Below are 24,857 nucleotides of genomic sequence, written 5' to 3' on the forward strand. Positions count from 1 at the left end.
ACTCGCGGGAATCCGCGTTGAAGATGTTGCAATTTCAAGGATGACCTCCCTACAATTCTGCGATTGCAACCGTTGTGCGTTGCGATCGCGATGCGAAGGAGAGCTTGGTGGAGCACGTGGTGCACTCCTTGACCGGAGCCCAGTACGGAATGTGGCTCAGCCAGCAGATGTCCCCGGATGTCGCCTACACCGTTGCGCAGTACGTGGACATCCGCGGACCGTTCGACGTCGAGACGATGCGGGCCGTGACCCGCGAGGCCGGCGACGAGTTCCAGTCGCCGTACGTCCGCATCGACGTGGACGAGTCGGGTGCGCCCGTGCAGCGACTCGACCGCTCCATCGACGGTGCTGCCCAGGTCATCGACCTGGGCCTCGCCGACCTCCCCGAGGATCAGCGCATCGATGCCGCCGTCGCCTGGATGCGCGCCGAGTACTCCCGCCCGCTCGACCTCGCCGTCGACGACCTCATCATCAACCGGCTCATCCGAGTCGCCGACGACCACTGGCTCTGGTACGCCCGAGCGCACCACGTCGTCATCGACGGATACGGCGCCTCGACCTTGCAGCGCCGCGTCGCCGAGCTGTACACCGCCCGGGTCACCGGCGCGGAGACCCCGGCGCTCAAGCCCGCGCCACTGGGTCCCGACGGGTTCGTGACGGCCGAGGACAAGTACTTCGCGTCCGCGCGCGCCGACGGTGACGCGGACTACTGGGCGGAGATCGTCGCGACGCTCCCCGAGGCCGCGGGCCTGAGCCGCATGGTCGCGGCACCGTCGCCCCTGAACCTGCGCCACAACGGTGTCCCCAGTTCCGAAGCGGGAGCGCGCTTGGAGGCGGCGGCGGAGCGGCTGGGCACCAACCGCACCGGGCTCGTGATCGCGGCCTTCGGCGCGTACGTCGCGGCGGTGTCGGGGCGCGAGGAGATCTCGCTGTCGGTCCCCGTCGCCGCGCGCACCACCGCCGCCCTGCGCGGCTCCACCGGCATGACCGCCAACGTGCTGCCAGTACCCGTGCGGGCCGGTTCCGGTGCCACCGTCTCCGATGTCATCGACGGCACCGGTCTCGACCTGCGCAACGGGCTGCGACACCAGCTCTACCCCGCCGCACGGATGGAGGCGCCCACGCTCCGCGAGGGCGTCGTCGGGTCCACCTTCGGCGACACCATCAACATCATGATGTTCTCCTCGGCGATAACGCTGGGCGAGGCCGCCGGCACCCTGAACCTGCTCACCTCCGGTCCTGCCGAGGACGTCGCCGTCACCGTCTACGAGTCCGAGCAGGGCGCGTTGCGGATCGACATGGAGGCCAACCCGGCGTCCTACTCCGTCGCCGACCTCGAGGCGCACTACGCCCGGTTCATGGAGTACCTCGACCGGTTCGCCGCCGCCACGGGCGGCACCCCGCTCTCCGAGCTCACCGTCGCGACGGAATCCGAGGCGGTCGAATGGGCCCGGTTCGCCGGGGCCGCCGACGGTGCGCCGCAGGCCGCGGGACCGTCCGTTCCGATGCCGGATCTGTTGCGCCGCACCGCCGCTGCGCATCCGGACAGGATCGCGGTCGTCGACGGAGACCGCAGCATCACCTACGCCGAGCTCGACCGCTACAGCGACCGCCTCGCCCGCTACCTGATGACGGTGGGCGCGGCCCCCGAGGCCAGTGTCGCGCTGCGTATTCCGCGCTCGCTCGAGTCGGTCATCGCGGTCTGGGCCGTCACCAAGACCGGTGCGGCGTTCGTCCCGATCGACCCGAAGCTGCCCGCCGACCGCGCGGAGCACATCGCCACGGCCGCAGCCCCCGTCGCGACCCTGACGCCGTCCGACCTCGCCCGCGTGTGGGGGCCCGGTGCGAACGCGGGGAGCAGCGACGCGGACTGGCCCGCGATCGACCTCGCCAACCCCGCCTACCTGATCTTCACCTCCGGCTCCACCGGGCGGCCCAAGGGCGTCAGCGTCACCCACGCCGGCCTGTCGAGCCTCGCCGCGGAGCTCGTGCGCTCGCACGCTCTCGCCGACGGCTCGCGCGTCATGCACTTCGTGTCGCCGGGCTTCGACGCCTCGGTGCTCGAGTTGCTCATGGCGGTCGACAGCGCGTCGACCCTGGTCGTGGTACCGCCGGAGGTCTACGGCGGCGAGGAGCTCGAGGAGGTCCTCGCGCAGGGCGGCGTCAACGGCGGGTTCATCACGCCCGCCGCCGTGGCCACGATGGATCCGGCCAAGGTGCCCGCGCTCAGCTCGCTCGGCGTCGGCGGCGACACCGTGCCGCAGGCGCTCGTGGAGAAGTGGGCCACCGAGGGCCGCACGCTCGTCAACGTATACGGCCCCACCGAGACCACCATCGCCGTCACGCTCGGCGGCCTCCACGCCGACGCCCCGGTCCGGCTGGGCGGACCGATCCCCGGGACGCGGCTGTACGTACTCGACCCGTATCTGCGTCCCGCGCCCGCCGGAGTGGCCGGCGAGCTCTACATCTCCGGCCCGGGCATCGCCCGGGGTTACCACGGCAACCCGGCGCTCACCTCGGAACGGTTCGTGGCCAATCCCTTCGAGGCCGACGGTGCGCGGATGTACCGATCGGGCGACCTCGTCCGGTGGGACGTCGACGGCGCGCTGGAGTTCCTCGGCCGCATCGACTCGCAGGTCAAGCTCCGTGGCTTCCGCATCGAGCTGGGCGAGATCGACGCCGCCGTCATGCGCGTCGCCGGCACGGAGCGGGCGATCACCGTGGTCGCCGGTGACGACACGACCACCGCCGAGCTCGTGACCTATGTGACGGGAACCGCTGAGCCCGAGGCGATCTCCGCGGGCATCGCCGCCGAGCTGCCCGCGTACATGGTTCCCGCGCGCATCGTTCCGCTCGATGAGTTCCCGCTCACGGTGAACGGCAAGGTCGATCACAAGCAGCTGCCGCAGCCGGAGCGCGGCGCGGTCGAGGTGGTCGCCGGGCGCGGCCCGCGGACCGACGCCGAGCTGCTGGTCGCGGCGGCCTTCGCCGAGGTGATCCCCGGCGTCGGGAAGGGCGACCTCAACGTTACGACCACGCTGTTCGATCTGGGCGGCAACTCGTTGTCCGCCACGCGTATCGCCGCCCGCCTGGGATCGGCGACCGGGAGCCGCGTGAGCGTGGCGACGGTGTTCGCCAACCCGACGGTGGAGGGCCTCGCTGCCGCCATCGGCGGCGCACCGGTGCCCGCCGCGGCGCTCGCGACGTCCTCGGTCGTCGCCGCTGTCGCCGGCGCCGAGCCGGAGCCGGAGTTCGCGGCACCGTCGGACCCCGAGGAGGCGGCCGAGCTGTTGCCCGCCCAGCACCAGATGTGGGTGCGCAACCGCCTGAGTCCCGATGGCTCGTACCACATCCCGGTCGCGCTGCACCTTCGCGGCGACGTGGACGTCTCCGCGATGCGCGTCGCCCTCGGCGATGTCGTCGCGCGGCACACCCCGCTGCGCACCGTCTACCGCAACGGCCCCACGGCCGGTGAGCCCGAGGTGCAGGTGCTGCCCGCGGGCCCGAACCTGGTGCCCTTCACCGAGCGGTCGGTGGAGCTCGACGAGTTGACCACCGCCGCCACCGACTACGCCGGCGAGCCCTTCGACCTGGCGGCCGACGTGCCCATCCGCGCGCGGCTCTACCGTATCGACGACCGGCACCAGGTACTGGTGCTGGTGATCCACCACATCGCCGCCGACGGCTGGTCGATGATGCCGCTGGCCGGCGACCTCGCGACGGCGTACGCGTCGCGCACCCAGGGCAAGGCGCCGAAGTTCCCGCCGCTGCCGCGCACGTACACCGAGCACGCCCGGTCGTACAAGCACCGCCTCACCGGTGCCCCGCGCCAGGCACTGGACCGGTTCTGGGCCGATGTGCTCGCCGCCCCCCCGGCCGAGTCGGTGCCGCCCACGGCCGTGCCCCGCTCCGGCGGCGTGGTCTCCGCGGCCAGCTCGATCGACACGCGCGTGGCCCCCGAGGTGTGGGCCGGTGTGGCGGGCCTGGCCCGCGCGCACACCACCACGCCGTTCATCGTGGTCCACGCGGCGCTCGCCGCCGCGATCGCCCGCCTGTCGGGCCAGGGCGACCTGGTGATCGGCACCGCCGTCGCCGGCCGCGGCGAGGCGGAGCTCGACGGTCTCGTCGGCATGTTCGTCAACTCGATCCCGTTGCGCACGCGCACCACCGACGACCAGACCTTCGCCCAGCACCTCGCCGCGGTGAGCCAGGGGGATCTGGACGCGCTCGACCACTCCGACCTGCCCTTCGAGTCCGTGCTCGAGCTGGTCGACCCGCCGCGCGCCGCCGGCCGTCACCCGGTCTTCCAAGTGATGCTCAACCAGCGCCCCTTCGACACGACGCACTTCCCGATGGCGGGCGTCGACGTCGAGGTGGTCCCCGTGGACGTCCCGATCGCCCGCTTCGACCTAGAGGTCACGCTCGGCGCCGACGGCACCATCGAGCTGCGCTACGCCTCTGAGCTCTACCGCACCGAACAGGCCGAGTCGATCCTCGACGCACTCGTCGCAGTCCTCACCGCGGTGGGCCACGACCCGCAGACCACGATCGGCGAGTTGCCGATCATGTCGACGAAGCAGCTCGCCGAGCTCACCCCCGTGCGGGGCGTGGAAGCCGATTTCCACACGCCGCTGGGCCAGCTCATGCGCGAGGCCGCCCGCACCTACGCGAACCGGCCCGCGGTGATCGACGGTGCCCGCGTGCTCACCTATCGCGAGCTCTACGCGGACGCCCGCAAGGTGGCCGCGGCGGTCCTCGCCGCGGGCTCGCGGCCGGGCGAGGCGGTCCTCACGGACCTGTCCCGCTCCGCGGAGTCCATCACCGCCTTCTGGGGCATCACCCTGGCCGGCGCCGCGGTGGCCCCCGTCGACCCGAAGTACCCCCAGGACCGGCGCGACTACATCGCGAACGACGTGCGCGCCCGGGTGGGCGTCACCGCGACGGGAACCGGTGTTCAGGGCGTGAACTGGGTCGCGATGGATCAGCTCGGCGGCGAGGGTTACGACCCGCAGATCGTGCCGAATCTCGACGACGCCGCGTACATCATCTACACCTCGGGCTCGACCGGCCAGCCGAAGGGGACCGTCGTCACGCATCGCGGTCTCGGCAACTTCGCCGAGGAACTGCACGTGCGGCTGCAGAGCGGCGCGGACACGCGCGTGATGGCGTTCGCCTCCACCGCGTTCGACGCCACGGTGCTCGAGCACCTTCTCGCGATCCGCGTGGGTGCGCCGCTCGTCGTGGTGCCCCCGGGTACCACCGGCGGTCGTGAGCTCGAGCGGATCATCGCCGATCACGGTGTGACCCACGGCTTCCTGACGCCGTCGACCCTGGCCACGGTGAACCCCGACGCGGTCCCGTCCTGGACTCACGTGCTCGCCGGTGGCGAGGCGCTCGGTCCCGGCCTGGCGAAGAAGTGGAGCGTCGGCCGCCGCCTGCACAACGGATACGGCCCCACGGAGACCACCATCATGACGGCGATCTCGGACGCGCTGTCCGGCGACGGCCGGGTGCCGATCGGACCGCCCGTCCGCGGCCAGGGTCTGCTGGTACTCGACGACGAGCTCCGGCCCGTCCCGGTCGGCATGCCCGGTGAGCTGTACGTGGCCGGGCCGCAGCTGGCCCGGGGCTACCACCGTCGCCCGCAGCTCACGGCGTCGCGGTTCGTGGCCAACCCGTACGGTGAGCCCGGCGACCGCATGTACCGCACCGGTGACGTGGTCCGCTGGACGCGCGGCGACGCCGGCCAGTTGGTGGTCGACTTCGTGGGCCGCAACGACTTCCAGGTCAAGATCCGAGGCATCCGGATCGAGCTCGGTGAGATCGACTCGACGATCGACACCATGCCCGGGGTCGACTTCGTCTCGACCCAGGTACGCCCGGGGCCCGACGGTGCCCCCGCCCTCGTCGCGTACGTCAAGGGCGACGTGGATCCGTCCGAGGTACGCGCCCACGTCCGGAAGCGGCTGCCCGGCTTCATGGTTCCCGCTGCGGTGATGATCATCGCGACGGTGCCGATGGGCAACACCGGCAAGCTCGACAACGCGGCGCTCCCGGAGCCCTACTTCGGTGGCAGCGGCAACGCCGCCGCGAAGCCGACCACCCCCGGCGAGGCCCGCGTCGTGGAGGCCTTCCGGAAGGTGCTCGGCAGCGATGCGATCGGCGTGGAGGACGACTTCTTCGACCTCGGCGGCAATTCTCTGTCGGCGAACGAGCTGGTGAGTCTGCTGGGCAACGGGATCGAGGCGCGCACCGTCTTCGACCTCCGCACCCCGGCGGCGATCGCGACCGCCCTGACCGGCGATCCCGACCGCATCTCCAACGAGTCCGCCCTCGAGGACCAGGGGCTGCGCCGGGTCCAGCGCGGTGACCGCATGCCGCTCTCCTCCGCGCAGGAGCGGATGTGGCTGCAGAACAAGATCGATCCCGGCCCGACCTACAACATCGGTGCCGCCTTCCTGGCGAGCCGCCCGGTGGACAAGGCCGTGCTCGACGCCGCGTTGCGCGACCTGCTCGAGCGGCACGAGAGCCTGCGCACCCGGTACCCGTCGTCCGCGGAGGGGCCCTACCAGGAGATCCTCCCGGCCGACTCCCCACTGGTTCGAGACTTCGCGGCCGAGTTCGGCACCGCCACGTCGACCGTGGCCGGCCAGGAGTCGGCGATCGCCGAGTTCGTGGCGCGTCCGTTCGCGCTGAACAGCGACCTCCCGCTGCGCGTCATGACGGCGCCGACGGGAAAGGGGTCCATCCTCGCGATCGCGGTGCACCACATCGCGGCCGACGGCGCTTCCGTGGTGCCGCTGACCCGCGACCTCATGGCCGCCTACCTCGCCCGCACCACCGGCACGGAGCCCCAGTGGGCGGAGCTGCCACTGCAGTACGCGGATTACGCGGTGTGGCAGCGCGGCCAGGCGGAGAAGGACGCCGGCGCCGTCGACTACTTCGCCGAGCGGCTGCGCGGCATCCCGGAGGAGAGCTCGTTCCCGGCGGACGGCCCGCGGCCGACCATCGGCGCCACGGACGCCGGCGAGGTCGCCGTCGTGCTGCCGCGTGTCGAGCGGGAGGCCCTGGCGGACTTCGCCGCCAAGCGCGGTGTGTCGATGTTCATGGTGCTGCACGCGGCCCTCGCGGCCCTGCTGCACCGCGTGAACGACGCGGACGACGTCGTCATCGGCACGCCGGTGATCGGTCGTACGGACCGCCGCCTGCGGGACGTCGTCGGCATGTTCGTCAACACCGTGGCGCTGCGCACCTCGGTGACCGGTGCGGAGACCTTCAACGCTCTCGTCGATCGGATCCGCAGCGGTGACCTGGACGACCTGGTCCACGCGACCGCGCCGTTCGAGCGCGTCATCGAGGCACTGGCTCCGCCGCGCAGCCGTGACCGGCACCCGGTGTTCCAGGTGGTGCTCAGTCACCAGAACCTCGGCGATCCGCTGAGCGTGCTGAGCTCCGACGGCGGCGGTCTGTTCGACCTCGAGCCGCTGCCGCTGGCCGCCGCCACCACGACCTTCGACGCGACCTTCGAGGTCCGCGAGGTGGAGGAGGGCCTGCGGTTCAACCTGCGGTACCGGACCGACCTGTACCGTCCGGGTACCGCGGAGGGCATCGTCGCGCGCCTCGTGCGCCTGGTGACGGCCGGCGTCGCGTCGCCGGACACGCCGGTCGCGGATCTCCCGGTGCTGCTGCCGGAGGAGGAGGAACTGTTCCGGCGGGCCGCCACCACGATCGAGCCGCACACCATGGCGGAGATCCTGGCGCGCGCCGTGCGCCAGCGTCCCGGTGCGCCCGCGCTGCGGGCGGGTGACGTGCGGTACACCTACTCGGAGCTGGACTCGTCGATCTCGGCGCTCGCCAATCGCCTGGCCGGCCTCGGGGTGGGTGTGGGCACCCGGATCGCGGTATCGATCCCGCGCTCCGCCGCGTCCGTCGTCGCGTTCTGGGCCGTTGCCCGGCTCGGCGCGGTGTACGTGCCCGTCGACCCGAACTACCCCGCCGAGCGCATCCGGTACATCCTCGAGGACGCCAAGCCCGCGATGGGCCTGACGGTGCGCGACACTGCGAGCGACCTGCCCGAGCTCGTGGACTGGGTGACCGTGGACCTGAGCACCTCCCGGGTGCAGCATCCGTCGGCGGGCATCGCGCAGATCGGGATGGACGATCCGGCGTACGTGATCTACACGTCCGGTTCCACCGGCAAGCCCAAGGGCGTCGTCGTCCCGCACCGTGGTCTGGCCGCGATGGCGGACACGCTCGTGCGCCAGCACGCCGTCGGGGCGAACGCGCGGGTGTTGCACTTCGCGTCGCCGAGCTTCGACGCGTCGATCCTCGAGCTACTGCTCGCGACCTGGTCGCGCGCCGAGCTCGTGGTCGCGCCGGTCACCCTCTACGGCGGCTCGCCCCTCGGCGACTTCCTCGCCGAGAACGAGGTCACGCACGCCTTCATCACGCCGGCGGCGCTGGCCACGATCCCGGATCGCGATCTGCCTCTGCTGGAGGCGCTCAGCGTCGGCGGCGACGTCCTGCAGACCGAGCTGGCGCGCCGCTGGTCGGACGGGCGCATCCTGATCAACGCCTACGGCCCGACCGAGGTCACGATCGCCGCGACCATCGGCGCGGTCGATCCGAACAACGTGGACATCGGTAGTGCCGTCACGGACGCGCAGCTGATGATCTGCGACGAGCGGCTGAACCTGGTCGCGCCCGGCACCGTCGGCGAGCTGTACGTCGCGGGCCCCGGGGTGGCGCACGGCTACCTGGACCGTCCCGACCTCACGGCGTCGCGGTTCGTGGCCAACCCGTACAACGACGCGCAGGGCTACAAGCGCATGTACCGCACGGGCGATCTCGTGCGCTGGCGCGCAGGGGACTCCGGCGATCCGGTGCTCGAGTTCGTTGGGCGCAGTGATGATCAGCTCAAGGTGCGCGGTTTCCGCGTCGAGCCGGGCGAGATCGTGACAGCGCTCGAGGGGCACCCGAACGTGCGGCAGGCCGTGGTCGTGGTCGACCGTCCCGAGGGCTCGCTCGAGGCGCAGGCCGCGGCCCGGCTGGTCGCGTACTACGTGACCGATGGTGCCGTCACCGTCGACGCGCTTCGCTCGTACGTCGCGGATCGGCTTCCGCGGCACATGGTTCCGGCCGTCTTCCAGGAGATCGAAAGCGTCCCGGTCTCGGCCCACGGCAAGACGGACCTCAAGGCCCTGCCCCCGGTCGGCGCGCCGGTAGCGCCGGCACCGGCAGCGGACGAGGCTCCGGCCTCGCCCCTTGCGGCACTGGCCCAGCCCGCGGCGCCGAAGCAGCGCGCGGTCTCGTCGGCCAGCCTGGAGGGCGCGGTCGCGGAGATCCTCTCCGACGTACTGGGTGTCGCCTCGCTGGGTATGGAGGACGACTTCTTCGCCGTCGGCGGTACCTCTCTGCAGGCCGCGATCGCCGTCGACCGACTGCGCGAGCGGTTCAACTCCGAGGACGCCAGCATCCGCTGGTTCTTCGAGGACGCGAAGGTCGGGACCATCGCGGCCCGGATCGCGGGCGCTCCGGCCCAGGTCTCGACCACTGCCGTGATCACCGGTGTGGCTGCGGATTCCGATACCGCGATCACCGACCCGATCCTGCCGCTGCGCGCGGGCACCCCGGGCGTGGACCCGCTGTACTGCATCCACCCCGCGGTCGGCCTGGCGTGGAACTACCTGGGGCTCTCCAGCGAGCTCGACCCGAGCATCCCGATCATCGGCATGCAGGCCCCCGGGATCTCCTACCCGATGCCGCCCGCGGACTCGATCAAGGAGCTGGCCCGCACCTACGTGCGGTCCATCCGCGCGACCCGCCCGCACGGCCCGTACAACCTCCTCGGCTGGTCGCTCGGCGGCCTGATCGCGCACGAGATGGCCGTCGAGCTGCGGGAACTGGGCGAGAAGGTCAACCTCGCGCTCATGGACGCGTACCCGCTGGGCGACTACCGCGGGCCGCGCGAGGAGATGTCGATCGCGGCGCTGTTGCGCGAGTTCGTCGGCCTCGACGTCGATGAGGACGCCGAGCTGAGCACCGACGACGCCCTGGACCTTCTGGCATCCGCCGGCGGACCGGCGCGGGAGCTCTCGCGCGGCCAGATGGAGCGGCTGCTGACGAACTACCGGCACAACACCTCGCTGGGCTACTCGCACCGACCGCGTGAGTACGACGGCAACATGCTGGTCTTCCGCGCCACGGAGCAGCCCACGGGCGGCCTGGTGCCGCAGCTGTGGCGGCCGTACGTGACGGGCCTGGTGCAGGTGCACGACATCGAGGCCACGCACAACCAGCTCGGCTCGGCGCCGGCGATCGACGAGATCGCCCGCACGATGAACGTCTTCCTCACGGGCAACTACACCGCCGTGGTGAGGTCCACGAGCAAGACGCTCGACGACACCAAGCCACTCGTCAGCGTGCGGGGCCTGACCCGCAAGTACGGCCGTGGCAAGAAGGCGGTGTACGCGCTGGGCGGGGTGGACCTCGATATCGCGCCGGGCAGCGTGCACGCGCTGCTGGGCCCGAACGGCGCCGGCAAGACGACCACGGTGAAGATCATCTCGACACTCATGAAGCCCTCCGAGGGCTCCGTGACCATCGACGGTGTCGACGCCCTTGCCGACCCGCGCCGGGCGCGCTCGATCATCGGGCTCTCGGGCCAGTACTCGGCCGTGGACGAGAACCTCACGGGCCGTGAGAACCTCGAGATGTTCGCCCGTCTGTACGGCTTCGACAAGGGCGCCGCGAAGGCCCGGGCGACGGAGCTGCTCAAGCAGTTCCGGCTCACGGGTGCCGCCGACCGCGCATCGGGCACCTACTCCGGCGGCATGCGCCGGCGTCTCGACCTGGCCGGCGCCATCATCGCGCGGCCGCGGCTCGTCGTCCTCGACGAGCCGACCACCGGTCTCGACCCGCGCAGCCGCAAGGACGTGTGGGACGTGATCGCCCGGCTCAGCAAGGAGGAGGGCATCTCGGTGCTGCTCACCACGCAGTACCTGGACGAGGCCGAGTTGCTCGCCGACCTGGTCACGATCATCGACCAGGGCCGGATCATCCGGTCCGGCACGGTGCCCGAGCTCAAGTCGGCCGCCGCGGCCGACCTGATCCAGATCGGAATCCGCGAACGCGATCGGGTCACCGCGTGGCCGATCCTGGCCCGCCATGCGATCGACGGCACCGCGGTCCGCGAGGCCTCGGGCCTCAGCGCCATCCGCGTGGCGGACGGCCAGCACAAGCTGGTCGCCGTCCTCAACGACCTGCGCGAAGCGGGCGTCCACGTCGAATCCGCGATGCTGCGCGAGGCCACCCTGGACGACGTTTTCTTCGCCCTCACCGGCGAGGACGCGAACAAGACCGAGGAGAGCAACTGATGACCGCGATCACCTTCCCCCAGGAACGCGAGTCGTCGCTGAACGGATTCCTCAGCGACTGCGCGGTGATGACCCGCCGCAACCTCACCACCCTGATCCGGATCCCGCAGCTGCTCCTGGGCGCCACGGTCCAGCCGATCATGTTCGTGCTGCTCTTCAGCTACGTGTTCGGTTCGGCGTTGGGGGGCGAGGTGGGCGGAGACCGCTACCGCGAGTTCCTACTCGCCGGCATCCTGGTCCAGACGGTGGCCTTCAGCTCCGGCCAGACGGCGATCGGCGTCGCCTCCGACATGAAGAACGGCATCATCGACAGGTTCTGCTCGCTGCCGATGTCGCGGCTGGCCGTCATGGTCGGACGCACACTGTCGGACCTCGTCGTCAACGTGATCAGTGTGGCGGTGATGCTCGTGGTCGGTCTGCTGGTCGGCTGGCGGTTCCGCGGCAGCTGGGTCGACGCGGTCCTCTCCCTGGCGACGCTACTGCTGTTCGGGTTCGCGATGTCCTGGCTGGGCGCGCTCATCGGTCTCTCGGTCTCGACGCCCGAGTCCGCGCAGGCGCTCTGCATGATCGTGATGTTCCCGATCGCCTTCATCTCGTCGGCGTTCATCGCGTCGGGCGACCTGCCGGGCCCGCTGCGCACGATCGCGTCGTGGAATCCGGTGACCTCCATGGCCCGTTCGCTCCGTGAGGCCTTCGGCAATCCGTTGAGCCCCAAGCCGGTGTTCAACGAGCCGGTCAACTGGGCGGCGCAGCACGCCACCGCCTACTCCGCGATCGTCTCGCTCGTGATGATCGTCGTCATCGTGCCCCTCGCCGCGCGCGCCTACATGCGCCACTGACCCGCGCGCTCGCGCCGCGAGCGTGCTCATCAACAACCCATCGCCGTATCCCTCCCACAAAGGAGAAATGAAATGAACAATCCCTTCGACAACGAGTCGGGCGAGTTCGAGGTCCTCGTGAACGACGAGGGCCAGCACTCCCTGTGGCCGACCTTCCGTCCGGCTCCCCGGGGCTGGACGATCGCCTTCGGCGAGGGCGGCCGTTCGCGGGCGGAGTGCCTCGAGTACGTCGAGTCCGCGTGGACGGACATCCGTCCGCTCAGTCTGCGCGCCTGAGAGTTCCGTTCGGCGAGGGCCGGCAGGGCAGCCGCCCTGCCGGCCGTTTCCGTGCCCCGGATCCCCGTCACATGGCGTGCGGGTAGACGCTCACCATGTGTGCGCCGTACCAGCAGGTGACCGTGACGATGCCGATGCAGGTCCAGATCTGGACGTTCCGCGAGCGCCTCGCCAGGCCGATCGCGATCGGGATGAGCAGTACGAAGGCGGGGAGCAGCAGCCGGGGCCGCGACATCATGAGGCCGCCGGAGCCGAGGAGTGAGATCACCACGAGCGAGCCGTACAGGGTGATCGGCCACGGTGTCTTCGCGCGGATCGCGAGCACGATCAGCACGATCGATGCGGCGAGCAGCCCGACGACCGACAGGTCCGCGACATCGGAGCCGTTGATCAGGCTGTAGTTGACGAACTGCCAGGTCTGCACGCCCAGGTCGAACGTCGTGCCCCAGCCCTCCGTCTGGATCCGGAACCACCCCGTGAGGCTCCCGGTGTGGTGCGCGACGATCAGCAGATAGGTCAGCCACCCGAGCGGGGTGAGCACCACGCAGACGACGGCCTTGATCCGTTCGGCACCGTGGGACGAGAGGACCGCGATGAGGGCCGCCAGCGCGACCACCCCGATGAGGACCACGGAGGTGGGGCGGCACAGCCCCGCCAGCGCCGTGCAGACGCCCGCGAGGATCCATCTGCGCTCCATGACCCCGACGAGGGCCCAGCCGGCGAGGGCGCAGTAGAGCGCCTCGGTGTAGGCCATGGTCAGCACGATCGACATCGGCGCGGCCGCGAACAGGACGGTCGTGAGCAGGCCCGCCCGCTCGGCGAGGTGGGTGGGCACGCGCGGCATGTGCTCGACGCACAGCCTGCCCAGCCGGTACGCGGCCACCGCCGCGACGCAGCCGAGGATCGTGTTGACGGTGAGCGCCGCGCGGTAGGCGTCGAAGCCGGGCAGCTGTGCCACCGCCCGGACCAGCATGGGGAAGCCCGGGAAGAAGGCGTAGGCCGTGTCGGCGGTGTGCTCGCCCCGCGCGTCGACGAACCGCCAGGGCATGTCGTTGTAGCCGTAGGTGGCCAGCCCGATCATCCACTTGCCGTCCCACGCGGTCAGCAGATCGGCGAGGTTCTGATTGCGGAGCTGCGCGAATCGCGCGAGCACCGCCAGCCCGATGCCGCGGATCGCGAGGTAGAACACGATCGGCAGCCAGATCGACCGGGTGCGGTCGAGCAGGGACGACGGTGCCGTCGCGGCTCCGGTGTCGGCTCCGGTCGCGGCGAGGTCGGGGGCGGTCGGCACGCGTTGCATCGTACCGACGGTCCGCTGCGCGGCGCCCCCGCGCGCGCCGACCGCCGTCACGGCGTGCTGACTCGCGTGATGGTGCAGTTGACGTAGTTGTCGCCGGTCCTGGCGAATTCCTGCCCGTTGACGGTGATCGTGCAGGTCACGGGGCCCGTCCCGGTCACGATGAGCGACATGGTGCGCCCGATCGTCGCGGTGCCCTGCCACTCCCACGGCAGCGTCGAGGCCTTCGGGACCGTGCCCTCCTGGATGCCGGTGACCATCACGACGCCCGCGCCGCTGCCGCCCGCGGACAGCTTGAGCTGCACGGAGACCCCGCCCGACGGTGCGCCGCTGGTCGGCTTGGGTGCCGTGGTCAGGAAGCCGTCCGATTCGGTGGCGGGTGCGGTGCCGGTCGTCGGGGCGGCGCCGGTGGTGGGCGCGGCGCCGGTGGTGCTGGCATCGGCGGAGAAGGTGACGGGGGAGGCGGTCGTCGACGAGCCGTCGCTCTTCGTCGCGACGACGATCGCGATCACCCCGGCGACGGCCAGGATGGCGACGATCGCGGTCAGCGCGATGATCAGGCCTTTGCGGTTGCCTCCGCCCTTGCCGGGGCCACCGTCCCCGGGGGCACCGTACGGGGGCTGCGGCGGACCGGGCGGGTACCCGCCCGGCCGGTACGCCCCCTGCGGATGACCGGCCTGCTGCGGACTGAAGGGGGTGGTGGCCTGGGGGCCCTGGCCGGGACCGTGTGGCCGGCCCTGCCGACCTGGGAATCCGCTCTGCCCGGGCCGGCCGTCGTACTGCTGCCCGCCGTACTGCGGGCCGGTGGGCCCGCCCCCGGGCCGCGGCGCGCCGCCCTGGGGGAGGGAGCTGCCGGGGTACTGACCGGGGCTCTGGCCGCCGCCGTAGGGGTTCATCGGATCTCCTGAGGTTCGCGTTCCCACCGATCATCCCCGATGTCACTGAACGGCGGGTTGCGCTCCACTTGGAACGGTGCCCTCGAAGCCGAAGAACCCAGGTCGGTAGGATCGAGTAGACCATCGAAGCCCGCAACGGAGAGGTTCCACGTGGCACTCGTCGTCCAGAAGTACGGAGGCAGCTCCGTCTCCTCCGCCGAGCGCATCCGGCGCGTGGCCGAACGGATCGTCGAGACCAAGCGCGCGGGTAACGACGTCGTCGTGGTCGTCTCCGCGATGGGCGATACCACCGATGAGCTGCTCGATCTCGCCAACCAGGTGTGCCCGGCGCCGCCCGCCCGCGAGATGGACATGCTGCTCACCTCGGGTGAGCGCATCTCCAACGCGCTCGTCGCGATGGCGATCCACTCCCTGGGCGCCGAGGCGCAGTCCTTCACGGGGTCGCAGGCCGGTGTGATCACCACCAGCAAGCACGGCGCGGCGAAGATCATCGACGTCACCCCGGGGCGCGTCCAGGCCGCGATCGACGACGGCAAGATCGTCCTCGTCGCCGGCTTCCAGGGCGTCTCGCAGGACACCAAGGACGTCACCACGCTCGGCCGCGGAGGCTCGGACACCACCGCCGTCGCCTTGGCCGCCGCACTGAACGCCGACGTCTGCGAGATCTACACCGATGTCGACGGGATCTACACCGCCGACCCGCGCATCGTGCCCAATGCCCGCCACCTCGAGAAGGTCTCCTTCGAGGAGATGCTGGAGATGGCCGCTTGCGGCGCGAAGGTGCTCATGCTCCGGTGCGTCGAATACGCGCGCCGCTACAACGTTCCGGTCCACGTGCGCTCCTCGTACTCGACCAAGCCCGGCACCATCGTCAACGGATCTATGGAGGACATCCCCGTGGAAGAGGCAATTCTCACCGGCGTCGCCCACGACCGCAGCGAGGCGAAGATCACCGTCGTCGGCCTCGAGGACAAGCCGGGCTACGCCGCCCGTGTCTTCCGCGCGATCGCCGACGCAGAGATCAACATCGACATGGTGCTGCAGAACGTCTCGAAGGTCGACACGGGCCGCACCGACATCACCTTCACGCTGCCCCGCGAGCTCGGCCCCCTCGGCGTGGAGAAGCTCGAGGCGCTGCGCAAGGAGATCGGCTTCGACTCGGTCGTCTACGACGATCACGTCGGAAAGGTCTCGCTGGTCGGCGCGGGCATGAAGAGCCACCCCGGCGTGACCGCCACCTTCTGCGAGGCGCTCTCCCAGGCCGGCATCAACATCGAGCTGATCTCCACCTCGGAGATCCGCATCTCGGTCCTCATCCGCGATACCGAGCTCGACGAGGCCGTCAAGGTGCTGCACGACGCCTTCGGCCTGGGAACGGACGAAGAGGCCGTCGTCTACGCGGGAACGGGGCGGTAGTCATGGGCGTTCGAGTAGGAGTCATCGGCGCCACCGGCCAGGTGGGCGCCGTCATGCGGCAGCTGCTGCTGGACCGGAACTTCCCGGCCGACGAGGTGCGGTTCTTCGCGTCCTCGCGGTCCGCGGGCAAGACGCTGCACTTCGGTGATCGCGAGATCGTCGTCGAGGACGCCGAGACCGCTGATCCGACGGGGCTCGACATCGCGCTGTTCAGCGCGGGCGCGACGATGTCGCGGGTGCAGGCCCCGCGGTTCGCCGCGGCCGGCGTCACCGTGATCGACAACTCGAGCGCCTTCCGCAAGGATCCGGACGTGCCGCTGGTGGTCTCGGAGGTGAACCCCGAGCAGGTCCGCGACCTCAAGAAGGGCATCATCGCCAACCCGAACTGCACCACGATGGCGGCGATGCCGGTGCTCAAGGTGCTGCACGACGAGGCCGGCCTGCAGCGGCTGATCGTCTCGTCGTACCAGGCCGTGTCCGGTTCGGGCCTGGCCGGCGTGGAGGAGCTGGTCTCCCAGGTCCGCGCCGTCGCGCCGGAGGCCGAGAAGCTCGTGCACGACGGCTCAGCGGTGGACTTCCCCGCGCCGAACAAGTACGTCGCGCCGATCGCGTTCAACGTTCTGCCGCTGGCCGGTTCGATCGTCGACGACGGTTCGGGTGAGACCGACGAGGACCAGAAGCTGCGCAACGAGTCGCGCAAGATCCTGGGCCTTCCCGACCTGCTGGTGAGCGGCACGTGCGTGCGCGTGCCCGTGCTCACCGGCCACTCGCTGTCGATCAACGCCGAGTTCGCGTCGCCGCTGTCGGTCGCGCGGGCGCAGGAACTGCTCGCGTCCGCGCCGGGTGTCAAGCTCGTCGACGTGCCCACTCCGTTGGCCGCCGCCGGTTCCGACGACTCGCTCGTCGGCCGCATCCGCCAGGACCCGGGTGTGCCCGAGGGCCGCGGCCTCGCACTGTTCATCAGCGGCGACAACCTGCGCAAGGGCGCCGCGCTGAACACGGTGCAGATCGCGGAACTGCTGGTCTGAGTCACGAATCGAACGGCCCACGGAGGACCTCTCCGTGGGCCGTTCGTCGTCCCGGGTCGGGCGAGGGTGGGCGCGATCCGGCTCGTGATCCTGCCGAGCGATGAACGAACCGCGCAGATCACATCCGCCGGAGGTCCGGCCACAGCTGCGACCAGGGCGCCCGGGCATGACACAGCCGGATGTCGACACCGGTCGACGCGGTGGGCATCCCGATGCGGTGGTGCACCGACCGGAGGGTTCGCGAGGTCTCACACATCTCGCCCGGCTGTTCCGCGTCGGAGTCGACGACCCAGAGCACGGTCGTCGCGGAATCGACGGGCTGCCCGAGATAGCCGTACCCTCGGCTGGGGCTGTACACCGGGGGGAGGCCCTTTCCGTAGTACTCCAGGGCGGCCGACTGCCAGTAGGAGTTCGTGACGATCGCCTGCGGGCGATCGGACGCGGGGAGCGTCCCGATCGACTCCTCGACGGCTCGTGTGAGCTCGGGCCAACCGAACTGGCCGTACACGGAGATCTGCATCCCGGCCTCCATGACCGACTTCGGTTCTGCGATCTTCGATTGCGGAGTGAAGGGCAGGCTCACAACCACGAAGACCACGGCGAACACCGACAGCGGCGCGGCGACCCATCGGACTCGCGGCCATCGGATCCGTTCGAAGCCGACGGCACCCGCCGCGATGATCACCGGCAGCATGCCGCCGGGGTAGTAGGGCCGTCCCCCGGTGACGATGAAGACCACCACCAGCAGCACGAACGCGGGGGCGAGGAAGCGGAACGGTCGCAGATCCGGCGAGCGGAACAGCGCGTACAGCCCGTACACCAGCAACGGTGTGCCGAGGATTCCCGCGAGCAGCAGCATGATCGGTACGAACAACAGACGTCCGCCGGTGTACTGGCTCTCCTCCGCGACCTGGCTCGTGAGTTGCAGGTACGGCCAGCCGTGTCGAGCCTGCCAGATCAGTGCCGGGGTCATCGTGATCACGGTGAACGCGCCGCCCGCCCACAGCGCCGGGCGCCGGACGAGCTCGCGCGGCCCCCAGATCAGCGAGGCAGCGATGACGCACACCCAGAACACCGGGATCAGCCATTTGACCTGCATGTCGATGGCCGTCACCACCCCCGCTGCGAACAGGAGCCAATCCTGGCGCGTGCGCACCCAGCGCACCATCAGAACGGTGACCGCCACCCACAGCGGCGTGTCGATCGCGTTAGTGGCGAGCAGGGAGGACTGCAGCAGCAGGAAGGTCGAGGTCGCGTACGCACCCGCCGACAGACCCTGCGCGAGACGCCCGCCGCCCAGTTCCCGCGCGAGAAGGCCGGCGAGCAGCACCCCGACGATCGTCACGATCACCGACGGCAGCCGGAACAGCATGAGCGAATCGCCCGGCAGCGCTGCGTCGAACCGTGCCAGCAGCGGCAGAATCGGCCCCTGATCCGCGTAGCTCGCGGCGGGATGGTGCCCCGCGGCGATGAAGTACAGCTCGTCGCCGAACAGGTGGTAGCGGCTCGCGCCGAAGAGCGCCGCCGCTGTCGCGACGAGGGCGATCGGGATCAGCACGGGCCAGGCGATCGGGGCCGCGTTGATGGGGCCGTGAGGGTTTCGGTCGGTCGACGGGGACGTTCGGGTTTCCGTCATGGCTACCTCCGGGCGAATGGCTAGGACGCTCCGGGCGGCGGTGGTTGCACCGCCCGGAGGTAGAGCGCAAGCATCTGATCGGCGTACGGGGAGAGGTCGAGGTCCGGATCGCGGGCGGCGCGCGTGGCCGCGCCGTCGATCGAGTCGCGGATCTGCTGCGCCATGATCCACGCGTCGAAATCGCCGAGCTCGCCCGAGTCCTGACCGGCTCGGAGCAGCTCCGCGAGGGGGAGGACCGAGGCGTTGTCGCCGTCCTCGGCGGTGAAGGCGGGACGATCGTCGGCGCCGCGCAGGCCGAACACGACCTCGATCATCGCGGTGATGTGGCGGCGGTGGGTGTCGAGGAACTCGAGGTTCGACTCGATGTATGCGCGGACCCGACCGAGCGCCGAGTCCGCTGCCTCGATCCGCGGGACCATCATCGCCGCGCCGTTCTCGTAGAGCGAGATCACGACCTGGCGGAGCAGTTCGTCCTTCCCCGCGAAGTGGTAGGAGATGACGCCCTTGGAGATTCCCGCGCGATCGGCGATGCGAGCCAGCGAGGCACCGCCGAATCCCGCATCGGCCAGTACCTCGACCGCAGCGTCGATGATCTGCCGGCGGCGGGCCTCTTCGATGAACGATCTCTGGCCTATTGACTCGTTTTCTGGCCGCATGGTTAAAAATTAGCACGGATGGCCAGAATCGTCGACCTGCTTTCGTTCGGGCGCGGGGAGCGGAACGAAAAACGGGGCCCTCCGGATGTGGAGGGCCCCGTTTCCCGGGCTGCAATAGTGGTCTGGTCAGGCCTCGGTCGTGCGCGTGGGGCGCGACTTGAGCTCCTCGTCGAGGCGGAGCAGGCCCGGGCCGTCACCGTCGATGAGCTTGAGACGACCGACGATCTCGCTGACCGTGGCCTCCTCCTCGACCTGCTCGTTGACGAACCACTGGATGAGCGCCTTCGAGTCGATGTCGTCGTTCGCCGCGCGGTACAGGTTGCGGATCGAGTCCGACACGCGACGCTCGTGCTCCAGCGCGACGTCGAACACGTCGAGGACGGTCGTCACGTCGACCTTCGGGGCCGCCGACGCGCCGATCTTCGGGTGGTTGCCACGGTCCGACAGGTGGTCGATCCACTTGTTCGCGTGGACGATCTCCTCGTCGGCCTGGTGGCGCAGCCACGCGGCGATGCCCGGCAGGTCTCGGATCTCCATCTCGATCGCCAGCTGGCGGTAGACCAGCGAAGCCTCGAACTCGAGCGTGATCTGGTCGTTGAACTTCTCTTCGAGTGCATCCGTCAACTTCATACGGACGACTCTAGAACCGTTCCAGCTGCCGTGCAACGCAGGCAAGGCGACCCTTTGCGCAGGTCAGAGCCTATTTCTTAGGTTAGCCCCACCCCTCTTAGCCACGCCTATCGCAAGGTCGAGGGCGACGAACGCGAGCAGCGAAACACCGAACACCGGAAGGAACCAACCGAGGAACGCTATGCCCAGAATCGCCGGAATCGCATGCGACGGTTCGACCTTCCGGATCGCGCCCCGAGCGGGAGGTCTCGGTAGCCCGCCGCGTTTCGGACGCCGCTGCCACCACATCAGGTAGCCGCGCACGATCACGACCACGAGCAGCGCTGCGAACGCGACCAGCGCGATCTGATTGAGCAGGCCGAACTGCCACCCCATGTGGGTGTTGATGAGCATCTCCGTCGCCTTCGCGAGCAGTGGCCAGGACGCGAACGGGAGCACGGTCACGACCCCGCCCGTCGACGGGTCGATCGTCGCCGAGTCGATGCCCATGCGCCAGGGCTGTCGGGTCTGCGCCACCGTGATCGCGACGGACGGATCCGTCGGGATCGAGACCTGGACGGCACCGTCGACGCCCCGTTCGGCGGCGGCCGCGACGGCCCGATCCAGGACGGCGATGTTGCGGGCCCGGGTCTGCGCGGCGACCTCGGGCGGGACGGCCGGCTTCGCGGCGGACATCTGATGGTCGGCGTGCTCGCCGCCGTCGGTGTGCCCGCCGCCGGGGGTGAGCGAGGTGGACAACGTCGGCTTGACCCAGCCCAGCTCGGCCCGCAGCTGGCCGATGTTCTCGCCCGCGTACTTCGACCAGGTCAGGCCCGTCGCCGAGAAGAACACCAGGCCCACCAGAAGCCACGTGCCCATCGCGGCGTGGCGGCTCATCCGGCCGCCCCGGCCCTTCTGCCCGCGCGGGTAGGCCAGCATGCGCTTCGGGTTCCCCCGACGATGCCGCCACCACAGGTACAGGCCGCCGAGGGCGACCACCCATAGCCACGACGCCGCGAGCTCGCTGTAGAAGCGGCCGACGGAGCCGAGATGCAGATCGACGTGCAGTCGGTCGATCCAGAACCGGATCGGCAGGGCCTCGGCCGAGCCGTAGACCGGCAGTGCGCCCTGGACCCGCCCCGACGCGGGGTCGACGTACACCGCGAGTTGGCGCCCCTCGGCCGTGAGCGCCGGATCGTCGAACAGCACGCGGGTCGTGCGGCCCGCGCCGTCCCCCGTGCGGACCGCCGCGACCGGGAGGTCCGGACGGGTCGCCTGCGCTGCGGCGACCTGCTCCGACAACGGCCGCGCCGGCCCGTCCGTTGCGGCGACGATCTGGTCCGCGTAGACGAATCGTTCGACGGTGGGCGCCGCCGCGTAGAGCCCGCCGCTGATCGCGGCGATGAGCAGGAACGGGCCGACGAGCAGGCCCGCGTAGAAGTGCAGCCGCAGGATCGCGGCGCGCCACCCCGGCCGCGCCGGCGGAGCGGCGACTGCGGGTTGCTGGGTCGGCGGCGCGTTCTCCGCCGCCGATTCGGTCACAGACATGGGTCACCTCGAGAGTTGTGCGCGTACGCGCGGGAAGCCCGGGCGGCGAGGCCGATCCGGGTGGAGAAAGCGGGAGGCGATGTCAGCGTGGCGGCGCGCGCAGTGCCCCGTGCCGCGCGAGCACGGGCCCCGGGACGGCGCGGAAGGTCCAGATCGGGGCGACGACGGTGCCGGGTCGCTCCCGCCACGTCGTTGCCAGGGGCGTGAGTGTGGCGAGCGCGGCGCGCAGCGCGTGTTCGGCTCCGGCGATGACCGCGCCGGCCACGACCGCAGCGGCGAGGTGGGCACCGGCCATGGTGGGGCTCAGCGCGAGGTGCCCCATCGTCAGGCCGAGGACGAGATGGCCCACGCCCTGGCCCAGGAGCAGCATCGCCGCCGCGCCGGTGGGGCCGGTCGTGCGCGGCCGGGCCGCGAGCGCACCGAGCGCTGCGCACGCGAGCGCCAGGAGGAGCACTGCGGTCACCGGGACCGACGGTGCCGCCATCGGCATCGCCGTCGACGCCACGTGGTGCATCGCGTGCGCCCCTGCAGCGCCCATGTCATCGCCCGGCATCGAGGCCATCGCCGGCATCGCGTGCCCGGCGTGTGCGGTCGCCGTCGGCATCGAGCCGCCCATGTCGTGGCCCGGCATCGCGGCTCCGGCGCCTCGCATGGCGAGTGCGTGCGCCGTCAGACTCGCGGCGAAGGAGACCACGCCCACCGCGGCGCCACGGATCGTGGCTTCGGGGCGGGCGGGCCGGAACATGCGCCGAATACTACCCCCTGTAGGGGAGACGGCCGGAGCAGGAAGCGCAGGTCAGGGCCGGGCGGCGGCGAGGAACGCGCGGATCAGGGCCGGATCCTTCACGCCGGGCGCCGACTCCACGCCGCTGGAGACGTCCACGCCGGCCGGCGCGAAGGCCGCGATGAGCGCGGCCACGGTGTCGGGCCGCAGGCCGCCGGCGAGCAGCCAGTCGACATCCGGGGGAACCGGCAGGTCCGCCGGGTCGAACGCGGTGCCCGAGCCGGGCACCGTCGCATCGATGAGCAGGCGATGGGGGCCCGCGTGCCCGGAGGTGGTGTACCGGGCGGCGGAGATCGCGCGGATGGTCGAGAACCCCGCGGCGGTGGCGCGGACGAAGTGATCGTCGGGCTCGTCGCCGTGCAGCTGGATCGTGCCGACGCCGGCCTCGCGGGCCAGGCGCAGCACCTCGTCGATCGGCTGACCGCGGAACACCCCGACGGTCTCGACGCCCTCGGGAACACCCGCGACCAGGGGCGCCGCGGCATGAGCGTCGATCAGCCGGACGCTGCCGGGGGCGAAGACGAAGCCGACCGCGTCGGCACCGGCCGCCACCGCGGCGGCCACGGTCTCGGCCGTCCGCAGCCCACACACCTTGACGAACATCGAACCGAGCCTACCGGCCCGGTCAGAAGGGCTGGCCGGGGATTCCGCTCGGCCCGGTGATCCCGGGGGCGGGGTGGGCGTGGGCAGCGGCATCGCACACGCGATCACGGCAGGTCGCCGCCTGCGCCGCGGAGGAAGGCGCCACTCACGGCGACGGCGGGCCCGGAACTCTCGCCGGAGACGACCAGGGTCGCGAAGGCCAGGTCGCCCACGATCCCGGCGAACCAGCCGTGCGCGTGCGTGTTGTCCCCGAACTCCGCGGTCCCGGTCTTGCCGCCCAGGCCCTCGATGTCGCGCAGTGCGGTCGCGGTGCCCGCGGTCACCGTCTCCCGCATCGCGGCGCGCAGAGCCGCGGCGACGCCGGCGTCGATGGGCTGGGCCGCGGTGTCCGCGCGGGCGGGCTCACCGTCGAACAGCGCGGGCCGGACCGTGCTGCGGGCGGCGAGCGAGGCCTCCACCACCGCGAGGCCGAAGGGTGAGGCGGTGACCCGCCCCTGGCCGATGGACTCCTCGACGCGTTCGGCGGACGAGCGCGTGGCGGGTACCGAGCCGGTCACGGTGGTGACGCCGGGGAGGGCGAAGTCCACGCCGAGGCCGAATCGCTTCGCGGTGTCCGTGAGCGCGGTGTCGCCGAGTTTCGTGCCCAGGCCCGCCATCGTGGTGTTGCAGGACTTGGCGAAGGCCGTGTGCAGCGGCACGGTGCCGAGGGCGAACTCGTTCTCGTTGGGGATGGTGCGGTCGCCGAAGGTCGCGCGACCGGGACACGCCAGCTGCGCGTCCGGGGCGGTGATCTTCGCGTCCAGCGCCGCCGCGGTCGTGATCGTCTTGAAGGTGGATCCGGGCGCGTACAGGCCGGTCAGTGCGACGGGGCCCTGCGTGTCGGCGGCGGTGTTCTGCGCGACCGCGAGGATGCCGCCGGTGGACGGGCGGATCGCGACGAGCATCGTCGCGCGCTTCTCGCCCGCGACGGCGGCGTTCGCGGCGCGCTGGAGCCCCGCGTCCAGGGTGGTCCGAACGGGCGGGATCTGCTTCGCCGGAAAGGAGTCGACCAGTCGGACCGGGGCGCCGTCGCGGTCGACGACGGTGACCGACGAGCCCGCCGCGGCGTCGACGTCCCGCCGCCAGCGTTCCTCCAGTCCCGCGATCACCGGGGAGCGGAGCACCGGCGAACCGGTCAACAGGCGGCCCTCGTCGCGAACCGTCACCCCGTCGATCCCGGTGAGCGGGCCGACCCGCTTCGCGTCGTCCGCTCGCAGCGAGATCACGGCGGTGGGGGAGTCCTTGCCCGCCACCGATTTCCGGAGCCCGTCGGCGGTCACCGACGGGTCGGCGGCGCGGAGTTTCGTGGCGAGCGCGTCGGCCGCGGAGGCGGCCCTCTCCGGGGCGAGGTTCACGACGGTGACCGTTTGCCAGGTCATGAGCGACGCATTCTTCCGATCCACGACCCTTGTGGTGTACGGCTTCTCGTCGGCGTACCGCAGGCGCGAGCCCGCGGCGACGGCGTCGGGGTGGACCAGAGTCGGTGCCCACGTGACCTTGCCGCCACCGGCCGCGATCGCCGTGGTGTACCGGACGCCGTGTTGGCGCGGTAGCGCCCACGACCAGGTGAGTGTCCGGTCCTCACCGTCCTTGCCGACGGTGACGGTGGGCTTCGCCTCGCCCATGCCGTCGAAGGTGGCTTGCAGCCCCGCCGTCGCGGCGGCGGGGTCCGACGTGAGGTTGCCGGCGTGCGCCGCGTCGCGGTTCGACACCGCGGCCGCGAACTTGGCGACCACGTCGTCCTCCGAGCACGCGACGAGCGATCCCCCGAGGGCGGCGATCACCAGGGCCGCGCCGGGCAGTGCGTGGGCGGGCAGCCTCGGCGCGTGCCGGCGTGAGGAATGATGCATGGCGA

Annotated in this window: 14 protein-coding genes; 5 read left to right on the forward strand and 9 right to left on the reverse strand. The window is 71.1% G+C overall.

Translation table 11 applies throughout. The annotated features are described in order from the left end of the window. The first annotated feature begins 107 nt into the window (after positions 1 to 107). The 3 genes from ABZX10_RS00130 (at position 108) to ABZX10_RS00140 (ending at position 12,490) form a co-directional block, all read left to right on the forward strand. The gene (locus tag ABZX10_RS00130; RefSeq protein WP_355533133.1) at positions 108 to 11,375 is read left to right on the forward strand and encodes an amino acid adenylation domain-containing protein; all 11,268 of its coding nucleotides are present in this window, start codon (positions 108 to 110) and stop codon (positions 11,373 to 11,375) included. Next, the gene (locus tag ABZX10_RS00135) at positions 11,375 to 12,214 is read left to right on the forward strand and encodes an ABC transporter permease (protein ID WP_355533136.1); all 840 of its coding nucleotides are present in this window, start codon (positions 11,375 to 11,377) and stop codon (positions 12,212 to 12,214) included. The genes ABZX10_RS00130 and ABZX10_RS00135 overlap by 1 nt, the downstream gene beginning before the upstream one ends. Positions 12,215 to 12,286: 72 nt before the next feature. Beyond that, the gene (locus ABZX10_RS00140; protein WP_355533140.1) at positions 12,287 to 12,490 is read left to right on the forward strand and encodes an MbtH family protein; all 204 of its coding nucleotides are present in this window, start codon (positions 12,287 to 12,289) and stop codon (positions 12,488 to 12,490) included. A 67-nt stretch (positions 12,491 to 12,557) separates the two neighbouring features. Here the strand turns inward: ABZX10_RS00140 and ABZX10_RS00145 are convergent, their stop codons facing one another. Further along, the gene (locus ABZX10_RS00145) at positions 12,558 to 13,790 is read right to left on the reverse strand and encodes a mannosyltransferase family protein (protein ID WP_355533143.1); all 1,233 of its coding nucleotides are present in this window, start codon (positions 13,788 to 13,790) and stop codon (positions 12,558 to 12,560) included. A gap of 47 nt (positions 13,791 to 13,837) precedes the next feature. Further along, positions 13,838 to 14,683 (reverse strand): hypothetical protein, encoded by an 846-nt coding sequence (locus ABZX10_RS00150; protein ID WP_355533146.1) that lies wholly within the window; start codon positions 14,681 to 14,683, stop codon positions 13,838 to 13,840. A 150-nt stretch (positions 14,684 to 14,833) separates the two neighbouring features. Here ABZX10_RS00150 and ABZX10_RS00155 point away from each other — a divergent pair, with 150 nt between their 5' ends. Both ABZX10_RS00155 and ABZX10_RS00160 read left to right on the forward strand, forming a co-directional pair. Beyond that, entirely contained in the window at positions 14,834 to 16,099 is a 1,266-nt protein-coding gene (locus ABZX10_RS00155; RefSeq protein WP_355533149.1) for an aspartate kinase, read from the forward strand. Positions 16,100 to 16,101: 2 nt separating this feature from the next. After that, positions 16,102 to 17,127 (forward strand): aspartate-semialdehyde dehydrogenase, encoded by a 1,026-nt coding sequence (locus ABZX10_RS00160; RefSeq protein ID WP_355533152.1) that lies wholly within the window; start codon positions 16,102 to 16,104, stop codon positions 17,125 to 17,127. A gap of 118 nt (positions 17,128 to 17,245) precedes the next feature. Here the strand turns inward: ABZX10_RS00160 and ABZX10_RS00165 are convergent, their stop codons facing one another. From ABZX10_RS00165 to ABZX10_RS00195, 7 genes are all read right to left on the reverse strand, one after another. After that, on the reverse strand, positions 17,246 to 18,763 hold the full coding sequence (locus ABZX10_RS00165; RefSeq protein WP_355533155.1) for a glycosyltransferase family 39 protein: 1,518 nt from the start codon (positions 18,761 to 18,763) through the stop codon (positions 17,246 to 17,248). Between the two features lie 20 nt (positions 18,764 to 18,783). Next, positions 18,784 to 19,419: a TetR/AcrR family transcriptional regulator gene (locus ABZX10_RS00170; RefSeq protein WP_355533158.1), complete on the reverse strand. Its 636-nt coding sequence runs from the start codon at positions 19,417 to 19,419 to the stop codon at positions 18,784 to 18,786. Between the two features lie 126 nt (positions 19,420 to 19,545). Continuing rightward, positions 19,546 to 20,049, reverse strand: coding sequence for a ferritin (locus ABZX10_RS00175; RefSeq protein WP_355533161.1), 504 nt, complete (start codon positions 20,047 to 20,049; stop codon positions 19,546 to 19,548). Between the two features lie 63 nt (positions 20,050 to 20,112). Then, complete coding sequence (locus ABZX10_RS00180; protein WP_355533164.1) at positions 20,113 to 21,576, reverse strand: PepSY domain-containing protein; 1,464 nt, start codon at positions 21,574 to 21,576, stop codon at positions 20,113 to 20,115. A gap of 82 nt (positions 21,577 to 21,658) precedes the next feature. Continuing rightward, positions 21,659 to 22,321 carry a hypothetical protein gene (locus ABZX10_RS00185; RefSeq protein ID WP_355533167.1) on the reverse strand — a complete coding sequence of 221 codons (663 nt, stop codon included), beginning with the start codon at positions 22,319 to 22,321 and terminating at the stop codon, positions 21,659 to 21,661. A 51-nt stretch (positions 22,322 to 22,372) separates the two neighbouring features. Then, positions 22,373 to 22,963: a phosphoribosylanthranilate isomerase gene (locus ABZX10_RS00190; RefSeq protein ID WP_355533170.1), complete on the reverse strand. Its 591-nt coding sequence runs from the start codon at positions 22,961 to 22,963 to the stop codon at positions 22,373 to 22,375. A gap of 104 nt (positions 22,964 to 23,067) precedes the next feature. After that, positions 23,068 to 24,852, reverse strand: coding sequence for a penicillin-binding transpeptidase domain-containing protein (locus tag ABZX10_RS00195; protein ID WP_355533173.1), 1,785 nt, complete (start codon positions 24,850 to 24,852; stop codon positions 23,068 to 23,070). Positions 24,853 to 24,857 lie beyond the last annotated feature (5 nt).

It is taken from the genome of Tsukamurella sp. NPDC003166 (assembly GCF_040611135.1).
GTDB lineage: Bacteria > Actinomycetota > Actinomycetes > Mycobacteriales > Mycobacteriaceae > Tsukamurella.